The organism is Mesorhizobium sp. M0998 (genome assembly GCF_040318885.1).
Classification (GTDB): domain Bacteria; phylum Pseudomonadota; class Alphaproteobacteria; order Rhizobiales; family Rhizobiaceae; genus Mesorhizobium.
The window spans coordinates 1-9,304 of record NZ_JAMYND010000083.1 but is presented as its reverse complement, the minus strand read 5'-3'; the positions used below and the strand labels follow the sequence as shown (position 1 = coordinate 9,304).

General features: G+C 64.4%; 9 protein-coding genes and 1 pseudogene. 1 reads left to right on the top strand and 9 read right to left on the bottom strand.

The window, feature by feature from the left end:
• Window positions 1–320: 320 nt before the first annotated feature.
• Complete coding sequence (locus tag NKH59_RS32805) at window positions 321–728, top strand: carboxymuconolactone decarboxylase family protein (RefSeq protein WP_352542966.1); 408 nt, start codon at window positions 321–323, stop codon at window positions 726–728.
• Window positions 729–941: 213 nt separating this feature from the next.
• Here the strand turns inward: NKH59_RS32805 and NKH59_RS32800 are convergent.
• From NKH59_RS32800 to NKH59_RS32760, 9 genes and pseudogenes are all read right to left on the bottom strand, one after another.
• Window positions 942–1,828, bottom strand: a pseudogene (locus NKH59_RS32800) (amidohydrolase family protein).
• A complete protein-coding gene (locus NKH59_RS32795) occupies window positions 1,828–2,964 on the bottom strand; it encodes a vWA domain-containing protein (protein ID WP_353024365.1) in 1,137 nt (378 codons plus the stop codon). Before NKH59_RS32795 ends, NKH59_RS32800 begins: the two are co-directional and overlap by 1 nt.
• 77 nt (window positions 2,965–3,041) lie before the next feature.
• Entirely contained in the window at window positions 3,042–3,938 is an 897-nt protein-coding gene (locus NKH59_RS32790; RefSeq protein ID WP_353024363.1) for an AAA family ATPase, read from the bottom strand.
• A 9-nt stretch (window positions 3,939–3,947) separates the two neighbouring features.
• Window positions 3,948–4,952, bottom strand: a complete 1,005-nt coding sequence (locus NKH59_RS32785; protein ID WP_353024362.1) for a xanthine dehydrogenase family protein molybdopterin-binding subunit — start codon at window positions 4,950–4,952, stop codon at window positions 3,948–3,950.
• A 1-nt stretch (window position 4,953) separates the two neighbouring features.
• The gene (locus tag NKH59_RS32780; RefSeq protein WP_353024360.1) at window positions 4,954–6,321 is read right to left on the bottom strand and encodes a xanthine dehydrogenase family protein molybdopterin-binding subunit; all 1,368 of its coding nucleotides are present in this window, start codon (window positions 6,319–6,321) and stop codon (window positions 4,954–4,956) included.
• 14 nt (window positions 6,322–6,335) lie between these two features.
• Complete coding sequence (locus NKH59_RS32775) at window positions 6,336–6,818, bottom strand: (2Fe-2S)-binding protein (RefSeq protein ID WP_352503850.1); 483 nt, start codon at window positions 6,816–6,818, stop codon at window positions 6,336–6,338.
• Window positions 6,819–6,861: 43 nt separating this feature from the next.
• Window positions 6,862–7,656: an FAD binding domain-containing protein gene (locus NKH59_RS32770; protein ID WP_353024359.1), complete on the bottom strand. Its 795-nt coding sequence runs from the start codon at window positions 7,654–7,656 to the stop codon at window positions 6,862–6,864.
• Between the two features lie 12 nt (window positions 7,657–7,668).
• Window positions 7,669–8,118 (bottom strand): SRPBCC family protein, encoded by a 450-nt coding sequence (locus tag NKH59_RS32765; RefSeq protein WP_352474973.1) that lies wholly within the window; start codon window positions 8,116–8,118, stop codon window positions 7,669–7,671.
• 108 nt (window positions 8,119–8,226) lie between these two features.
• A complete protein-coding gene (locus tag NKH59_RS32760) occupies window positions 8,227–9,054 on the bottom strand; it encodes a helix-turn-helix domain-containing protein (RefSeq protein WP_353024358.1) in 828 nt (275 codons plus the stop codon).
• Window positions 9,055–9,304: the final 250 nt, after the last annotated feature.

Sequence of the window (9,304 nt, the reverse complement as noted above, 5' to 3'; positions counted from 1 at the left end):
CGCTCCCTCTCTTACGGTGGCTGTCAAACACCACCATTCTGGCACATCGATGCCGTCGAGGGGGCGTCCACCCCATCACTATCGAAAACGACGCAAAACAACCGTTGCAGGCAGGGCGCCGTCCACATATGGATCCCAGGGTCTCCGCGACGGAGCTTCGCTCCTGCTTCGCCCAGGGATGACGAGGGTGAGGGGCCTCGGCCAGCCTTACGGTCTTGCCTCAGCGCGTCAATTGCTGATTCATCCAAGGCGGTTAGCCGCCTTTTCTCCCGACCTGATTCAACGACCTCGCATAACGATCCAAACGAAAGGACCAAGCCATGGCCACGACGAAACTTCTGAGCGATGCCGAGGTGGAAAAAATCCCGGCGGTCAAGGCGGTATTCGACGACATCCGTGCGACGCGCAAATCCGATTTCGTCAACAATTTCTGGCGCGGGCTGGCCAATGATCCGGCGTCGCTGAAGCGGGTGTGGGAACAGCTCAAGGCGGTGATGGTCGCCGACAGCGCCATCGATCCGCTGACCAAGGAGATGATCTATATCGCCGTCTCGACCGCCAATGGCTGCTCCTATTGCGTCCATTCGCATACGGCGACAGCGCGGGCCAAGGGCATGACCGATGCGCAGCATGGCGAACTGGTCTCGATCATCGGGCTGGCCGGGCAGACCAACCAGATGGTCACCGCGATGCAGATACCGGTCGATCCGCAGTTCGAGGTGCGGTGAGGTGAGGCGCGGCGCCTTCCCTTCTCCCCTTGTGGGAGAAGGTGGCCGAGCGAAGCTCGGTCGGATGAGGGGTGCTGGACGGATCGCGGCCTTGGAGACGTAAGTGCTTCAAATCGCTGGGATTTTCTCCGCCGCGTTTCTTCCAGCACCCCTCATCCGTCTCGGCGCTACGCGCCGATCCACCTTCTCCCACAAGGGGAGAAGGGATGCGCGCTACACCGGCCGATAAACCTTCGCCGCAGTGTTCCAGAAGATATCCGCCTCGGCCGCCGTGCCGTGCTTGCCCACCGCTTCCCGATGCGCCTTGATCAACTCGGAATGGCTGGTCCACAGTTTCTCGATCGGGAAGTTCGAGCCGAACATCAGGTGGTCGCTGCCGAGGATGTCGATGGCGTTGTCGACGATATAGCCGATCAGCGCCGGGTCGTTGCGGTGGACGAAGGTGCCGAGGCCGGACAGCTTTGCATAGAGGTTGGGCGCCGCTGACAGCGTGCGCAGGCCTGCCTTCCAGGCCTCGGTGGTTTCGGGCTCCATGTCGGTCAGCATGCCGGCGTGGGTGAGAATGAAATTGGTCTCGGGTTCTCGCCGACGAGCGTCAGCCCATCCTTCATCTGGGCGGGGAAAAGCTGCAGGTCGAAGGACAGGCCGTAACGCTTGAGCCGCGCGACATTGGCCCGCACCTTCGGGTCAATGACCTGATCGGGCGAGGCGGCGAAGCGGAAGGCCGACGTTTGGTGCCAGTGCAGCTGCATGCGCACGCCGCGCAGCAGAGGGTATTTGATCAGCCGGTCGATCTGGGAACGCACGTCGTCCACGGTCATGTCGGCATAGCCGACGATGGCGTGCGGCCAGCCGGTTTCTTCCGCGGTCTTCTGCAGGAACGCGACCTCGTTCTCGAAATCCTCCTTGGCCCAGTTGGTCTGGACATAGACCGCCTTCTCGACGCCCGAGCCTTGCTCGTCGGCGAGGAATTCCTCGATCGGATAGTCGCGGCGGATCGGCTCGTAAGGGCCAAAGATGCGCGGCACCATCGGCCCGACCAGCCATGGCTGGTCCTTTTGGCGCCAGATGTGGAAATGCGCGTCGATCGCCTTCTGCATCACGAAACCCTCTTCCAGATTGCCGCGGCCGCCGGGGCGGGGCGGGCGAGCGACAGGATGAACTCGGTGACGCCCGCGATGGACGAGCCGTCGACCAGGTCGTCGAGCACCGGCAGGATGGCGCGAAGTGCTGCCGTGGCCGGCCGAAAACGCGGATCGCCGGCCAACGGCGTCGCCAGCGAAAGCCGAAAGGCGCGGGCGCTCAGCCGGCGCATCGCCGTCTCCAGCTCGGCATGATCGCCGCGCTCCAGCGAATCCGACAGGATGACGATCGCCGCCCCGCGTGCAAAGGCGGAGAAGCGCGGCACCGATAGAAACGCGAGCAGCGTCGGTCCCATACGGGTGCCGCCGTCCCAGTCGTCGACCTGGGCAGCGGCGCGGGCCAGCGCCTGGTCGCGGTCGCGAATGCGCAGCGGCGAGGTGATGCGGGTCAGCCGTGTGCCGAAAGTGAAGACCTCCGCCCGGTCGGCGCCTTGCACGGCCGCATGCGCCAGCTTGAGATAGTCCGATGTGTAGAGCTTCATCGAGCCGGATACATCGATGAGGATGAGAAGCTTGCGCGGCACCGCCTGCCGCCGGCGCAGCAGCGGCGAGGGGATATCGCCGTCGGCGCTGACGATCTCCCTAAGCGAACGGCGCAGATCGAGCTTGCCGCGCGCATGCGTGCGTACAGTGCGGAAGGAGCGGCGCGCGGGCAAAGCGGTGGCGAGCTTGCGGCGGAAGGCGGCAAGCCCGTCGCTGTCGCGATGGAACTCGCGGACGCTCAACTGTTCGCTGGCCGAAGACAGTTCGCCGCCTTGCTCCTGGCGGACCACTTCGATTTCTTCTTCGCCCGTTGCACCATCGTCCTTGATGCGGGTTTCCTCGTCGGCCTCGCCTTCGACCAGCGCCGCGGCATCCCCATAGAAATGGCTCCGGAAATGCGCCTCGAATTCGTCGCGGCGGTCGGGCGGCGGCGCCAGCGTGGCGAGGGCCGCTTCGCGGATGTCGGCCATCGAACGGGGACCGAGCAGGGTTACTGCCTGCATGAAGCCGGAGACCTGCTCCGGCGCGACAGCAAAGCCATAGCGGCGGAGCAGCCGGGCGAAGCCGAGGAACGGCGTGGTCGCACGGGGCAAACTTTCCGGACGCATCATTCCTTCGCGCCCCCCTCTGTCCTGCCAGCGTCGCGCACTAGCCCTGGGGTATCGCGCTAGCGCGCTTCGATCGTGCATCACGCCAGCGCCTCCTCGACAATCTTGCCGAGCTCCGGCGCGATGCAGGATAGATCCTCCTCGTCTTTGATCAGCACGCCGATGGCGCGGCGGAAGGCTTCCGGCCAGGGGCTGCCGCCCTTTTCGAGGATGGTGGCGGCGTTGGCCCATTCGACCGCCTCGGCGATTCCTGGCGGCTTGGCCAGCGGACGCGCGCGGATGTCGCGCACGGCGGAAGCCACGGCGCGGGCCGTGGCCTCGGCGACGTCGCCGGCGCGCAGCATGATGATCTCGGCCTCGCGAATGGCGTCGGGATAGGTGATCCAGTGATAGACGCAGCGCCGCCGCAGCGCTTCTGCCAGTTCACGGGTGCGGTTCGAGGTCAGGATGACGATCGGCTGCGCCGTCGCGCGAATGGTGCCGCGCTCGGGAATACTGATTTGGAAATCGGACAGGAACTCCAGCAGCAGCGCTTCGAATTCATGGTCTGAACGGTCGATTTCGTCGACCAGCAGCACGCGCTTTTCCGGCACCTTCAGCACCTGCAGCAGCGGCCGCGCGATCAGGAAACGGTCGTCATAGATGTCGACCTCGTGCTCGCCGGCATGGCGGATGGCGAGCAGCTGGCGCTGGTAGTTCCACTCGTATAGCGCATGTGCGGCGTCGATGCCTTCATAGCATTGCAGCCGCACCAGATCGCGCCCGAGCAGTTCGGCTATCGCCTTCGCCGCTTCGGTCTTGCCGACGCCGGGCGCGCCTTCGAGCAGCAGCGGCTTGCCCAGCCTGATTGCCAGGAAGATTGCGGTGGCCAGGCTTTCATCGGCGAGATAGCGCGAGGTGGCGAGCCGGGACGCCACCGCCTCCGGCGAGGTCGCGACTGTCTCTGCGCTTGAAGTCCGGGCGCTTCTCTTGGGCATTTCCGGCACTCAGTTCGGGGCTTGCGCCTCCAGCGCCCGCAGAATGCGCTCCGGCGTGATCGGCAGTGTATCGATGCGCACACCGACGGCGTCGAAGACGGCATTGGCGACCGCCGGGATCTGCGGGTTGGCGCACATTTCGCCCGGCCCCTTGGCGCCATACGGCCCGTCCGCCGAGGGCCTCTCCAGCACGATGATATCGGTTTGCGCGAGATCGCCCGGTCCCGGCATCAGATACTGATTGAAATCGGTGCCGCCATGATCGCGATTGGGATAATAGGGTTCGGTCGTCTCGTAGAGAGCATGGCTGATGCCCATCCACGAACCGCCGACGAGCTGCTGCTCGACCATTTTCGGGTTCAGCGCGCGGCCGATCTCAAACACGTTCTTCACGGTCAGCACGGTGACCTCGCCGGTCTCGTCATCGACCTCGACCTCGGCAACCGTGCAGGCGTGGGCGTAGCAGGTCGACGGCTTCATCGCGCCGGTTTCCTTTTCCGGATAGGAGCGCGGGATCAAAAACATGCCGCGGCCGGAAATCGAACGGCCGCGCTTGAAATGCGCCGACAGCGCGACATCGAAGATCGAGATCGATTTCTGCGGCGCGCCCTTGACCAGGATGTTGCCCTGGCCATCGGTCTCGAGGTCCGACGCATTGACCTCCAGCTCCTCGGCCGCTACTTCCAGCATCACCTGGCGGGCTTCCCTGGCCGCCTGGATGACGGCGTTGCCGGCCCGGTGTGTGCCGCGCGAGGCGAAGGTGCCCATGCAGTGCGGGCCGGTGTCGGTGTCGGCGGTGTCGACGACGACACGGTCGGTCGGCACGCCGATCGTCTCGGCGCAGATCTGCGCCATGATCTGCTTCATGCCCTGGCCGAGATCGACGCTCGACAGCGTCACCATGAAATTGCCGGTCGGCGTCGAATGCACCAGCGCCTGGGTCGGGTCGCCGCCGAGATTCATGCCGGTCGGATAATTGATCGCGGCGACGCCGCGTCCGCGCCTGATCGCCATCTCAAGCTCCCTTCGCGTAAGACGACATCGCCATGAATTTTTCCGCTACCGGCCAGTTGGCGGCGCGCGAGGCTTCCTGCATGCACTCGATCAGCGCAGCACCCTCGGTCGGCTGCCGATGTGCTTTCATGTCGCCATCGCGATAGGCGTTGATGAAACGGAATTCGAGCGGGTCCATGCCGATCAGCCGGGCGAGCTTGTCCATCTGTACCTCTAGCGCGAAATCGCCAATGGTGACGCCGAAGCCGCGCATCGCAGAGGACGGGGTGCGGTTGGTGTAGACGCAGTAGGTGTCGATCCAGACATTCGGGATCGTATAGGGGCCGGGATAATGCCCGGCGCCCTTCTGCGCGCCGTAGGGCGAATGGCGCGAATAGGCGCCGGCATCGGTGTAGCCCGTGACTTTACGCGCGACGATGCGGCCGTCGTTCATGACGCCGTCCTTGATGACGACTTTCTCGGCGGCGCGCGGCGAGGAAATCTGCATCTCTTCCTCGCGGCTGTAGATAAAACAGACCGGTCGTCCTGTTATTTTGGCGCCAAGGATGGCAATCGGCTCGACGATGACGTCGACCTTGCCGCCAAAGCCGCCGCCGACAGTGCCGCCGACGAAATGCAGCTTGTTGCCGGGCATCTGCAGGATGATCGAGGCGTTATCGAGGGTGAAGAACATCGCCTGCGTGTTGGTGTAGCAGGTGAAGCGGTCGTTACCCTCGGGTGCGACGATGCAGCCGGTCGTCTCGGTCGGCGCATGCTCGATCGGTGAAGACTGGTAGGTCTGTTCGAGCACGTGGTCGGCCTCGGCGAAGCCGGCTTCGACATCGCCGAAGCGCACCTTGCGGCATTCGCCGCTATCGTAGAGGTAATAATTCCGGCCGTGATATTCATTGACGATCGGCGCGCCGGGCTTCAGCGCTTCGTCCATGTCGAAGACGGCGGGCAGCACTTCGTAGTCGACCTTGACCTTGGCGGCGGCTTCCTGGGCGGCACGCTCGGTCTCGGCCAGCACCGCGACCACCGCCTCGCCCTTCCAGCGCACCTTGCCGTCGGCCAGCACCGTCTCGTCCTGCGGCCCGATCTGGATCAGGATCAGGATGGTGTAGACATTGTGCGGCACATCCTTGGCGGTCAGCACCTTGACGACGCCGGGGTGCTTTTCCGCCTCTGACGTATCGATGCTGCGGATGCGGGCGTGATGATGCGGGCTGCGCACCATCTTCAGGTGCAGCATGCCGGGAAAATTGCGGTCGGCGAAATAGGCGGTCTTGCCGGTGACATGGCCGGGCGAATCCGAACGCGGCCGCGGCTGGCCGATCTCGTGCAGATCGTCCTTGCGCTGGTCGGCAAAGTAGCTCTTGCGGAGTTCCATCTTTTTGACTCCCCTCAAGCCGCGTTCTGCGAATTGGAACGCGCGGCGCTCAGCACCGCCTGGATGATCGGTTCGTAGCCGGTGCAGCGGCAAATATTGCCGGACAGTGCCTCGACCACATCCTCGCGGCTGGGGTTCGGCGTTTGGTCGAGCAGCACCTTGGCGGCCATGATCATGCCCGGCGTGCAGAAACCGCATTGGGTCGCGAAGGCATCGAGGAAAGCGCGTTGCAGCGGATGCAGCACGCCGCCTTCCGCCAGTCCCGAGGTGGTGGTGACGGTTGCGCCATTGCAGGTCTCAGCCAGCGTCAGGCAGGACAGCCTGAGCTCGCCATCGATGATGACCGAGCAGGCGCCGCAGGTGCCTTGGTGGCAGCCGCCCTTCGGCGAGGTGTCGCCGATCTTGTCGCGCAGCGCATGAAGCAGCGTTGTGCCGCTGTCAATGAATTCGGCCTTTTCGGCACCATTGAGCGTGAACTGAACCGGGACCTTTGCCATCTTTTTACTCCTTTCGCCGCAGCCAGGCGGATGCCACGGTCTTTCAGGCGAGCAGCAGCCGGCCGAGATGGACCGGCAGGACTTCGTTGCGATACCAGGCACTGGCGATCGGATCGGTTCGCGGCGAAGTGCCGTCGCGGGCAACAGCCAGTGCCGGTGCGATGCCCTCGCTCGTGAGTTCCCGGCCAATCAGGGCCTTCTCCGCCGCCCTGGCACGGATCGGCCGGTCGGCCATGCAGCCGAACGCGATCCGCGCTGACGACACGGTGCCGTCCGATGCGTGCTCCAGCACGGTCGCGATGCTCAGCACCGAAATGCCCTTTGGCTTGACCCTCGACACTTTCAGGAAGCGAAAGCCGCCTTCCTTCGGAAGCGTGAAGCCGACCGCGGTGACGATGGCGTGGTTGCTTTCGCGTTTCGCCAGGAAGGTTTCGATCGGGAGTTCGCCGTCGCCGGTGCTGACAGTTGCATCCAAAGCCAGCAGTGCAACGGTGAAATCACCGTAAGGCGTTGGCGCGAAGAGATTGCCGCCGACCGTTGCCATGTTGCGGATCGCCGGGCCGCCGACGGCGCGCGCGGCGTGGGTCAGCGGGGCGAGATCCGGATGGCGGGCGATCGCCGCCTTGGTCACCGAAGCGCCGATGCGGACCTCGCCGCCGGAAATGTGGATGACCGACAGCGCCGGTTCGGTCGACCTGACGAAACCGGAGATCGACACGTCGCCTTCATTGGCGGCGCGCACCACCAACGTGCCGCCACCGAGGTAGCGGGTGCCGGCGGCTTTCAGCGCCGCGCCGGCGTCCTTCACCGTCGCGAAACTCTGCAGTGCAAGCGCCATGGAACGCTCCCTTTACGCCTGGCTCTGGCCGGCAAAATGGGCCTTCAGGGCGTTGAACCCGCCCTGGAAGACGTTGGCGCCCATGCCTTCGGCCAATTGATCGGCTTCCTCGGGAGCGGCGTCGAAGCTGGCGGTCCATTCGGCATAGGTGCGGTCGCCGTCGGTCACCCGCCGCAACTGCAACGTCGCCTTGTGGTTGGTGAGCGGCTGCGGCGTCTCCAGGATGGCGTAGCTGACGAGGAAATTCTCGTCGGAGAAATCGAGCAGCTTTTCGCGGAGGCGGGCGCCGCTGGCGAGCTGGAAATTGCGCACGCAGCCGATCGTGCCGGCATCCTTGCCGTCTTCGATATGGCTTTCGACCATGCGCGGGTGCCAGGTCGGCAGACCGTTGAAGTCGCGTATGCGCGCCCAGACCTTTTCGACCGGTGCGTCGATGACGCTGGAGATGGTGACTTTCGCCATTTGAACGTTCCCTCGCAAATCAGCTGCCTGGGAGGGTAGGGCGGCAGGCTCGGCGGCGCTTATCAATGCGTCTTGAACGCCTATCAAATAGTCTGAAAAAACGGGCGCTCAGCTGATCGCCCGCGCCGCTTCGCGGTAAAGCGTCGGCGGGACGCCGACATGGTCGCGGAAGAAGCGCGAGAAATTGCCTTGCGTGGTGAAGCCGAGATTGCAGGCGACCGAGATCAGCGGCTCCTGCGACCACTGTAACTGCCGCACCGCTTCCTCCATGCGCAGCGTGTTCCAATAGACATTGGGCGTCAGATTGGTCTGTTCCTTGAACAGCGCGAAGAAATGCGGCCGCGACAGGCCGACGCTGCGCGCCACGTCGTCGAAGCAGATACGCTCGCAGACATTGGCTTTCATCAGCTGGATCGCCTTGCGGACGCGGAAATCCTGCATGGTGTTGACGCGGGTGCGCACCGTCTGCGGTGCGGAGGCATCGGCCGCATCGAGCACGCTGTCGATGAAGCGCTCGATCTCGTAATTGGCGATGTCGTCGATGCTCTCATTGTCGCTGAGATGGTCGAGGAGGTTGGCCGCTGCCTTGTGCAGCCAAGGCTCGAGCGTGATTGCCGGGGCGGAGAACAGCGGCGCGGCGGAAGGCAGCTCGCGGCGTTTTCGTGCCCAGTCCGGATCGATGTAAAAGGCGAGGAACAGGCCGGGCGTGCCGTCGCGGGACAGAGCGTGGCTGTGCGGCTGGAAGGAATTGATGCCGGCGGCGGTGCCCGGTCCAAGCCGCACCGTCTCGCGGCCGATGGTCATCTCGCCGGCGGTGCCTTCCAGCCAGATGATGATATGCGCCTCGACATGGGCGTGGGTGACGAAGTCGCTGGCGACGTTCAGGACAGAAACATGTCCGAACCGGCCCCAGTAGAGCCTGATCGCTTCCGTCATGGGTATATCCTCCCGCAGGCGACTGGCCTCCCTTCGCCTGCTGCGAGCGATTGTGCGGCGCAGTTCGGGCTTGCGTCAAGACGGATGTGCACGTCCGGGCGCCGGCCATGCGCCGCACCGGCGGATTATCAGACCCGGCGATAGGAGCGCGTCCCCTTCTCCCCCTGTGAGGGCTTTGCATGAAGGGTGTGCTTAACCTGATTGGCCTACTGGGCGTCTTTTGAAGGCGTCTAAGGCCTCGCCCTGTCGC

What these genes read in the sequence shown, in the direction of transcription:
- NKH59_RS32805 (WP_352542966.1), top strand. Translation starts at nt 321, where the DNA reads ATGGCCACGACGAAACTTCTGAGCGATGCCGAGGTGGAAAAAATCCCG.
- NKH59_RS32790 (WP_353024363.1), bottom strand. Translation starts at nt 3,938, where the DNA reads ATGCCCAAGAGAAGCGCCCGGACTTCAAGCGCAGAGACAGTCGCGACC.
- NKH59_RS32795 (WP_353024365.1), bottom strand. Translation starts at nt 2,964, where the DNA reads ATGATGCGTCCGGAAAGTTTGCCCCGTGCGACCACGCCGTTCCTCGGC.
- NKH59_RS32775 (WP_352503850.1), bottom strand. Translation starts at nt 6,818, where the DNA reads ATGGCAAAGGTCCCGGTTCAGTTCACGCTCAATGGTGCCGAAAAGGCC.
- NKH59_RS32770 (WP_353024359.1), bottom strand. Translation starts at nt 7,656, where the DNA reads ATGGCGCTTGCACTGCAGAGTTTCGCGACGGTGAAGGACGCCGGCGCG.
- NKH59_RS32760 (WP_353024358.1), bottom strand. Translation starts at nt 9,054, where the DNA reads ATGACGGAAGCGATCAGGCTCTACTGGGGCCGGTTCGGACATGTTTCT.
- NKH59_RS32780 (WP_353024360.1), bottom strand. Translation starts at nt 6,321, where the DNA reads ATGGAACTCCGCAAGAGCTACTTTGCCGACCAGCGCAAGGACGATCTG.
- NKH59_RS32765 (WP_352474973.1), bottom strand. Translation starts at nt 8,118, where the DNA reads ATGGCGAAAGTCACCATCTCCAGCGTCATCGACGCACCGGTCGAAAAG.
- NKH59_RS32785 (WP_353024362.1), bottom strand. Translation starts at nt 4,952, where the DNA reads ATGGCGATCAGGCGCGGACGCGGCGTCGCCGCGATCAATTATCCGACC.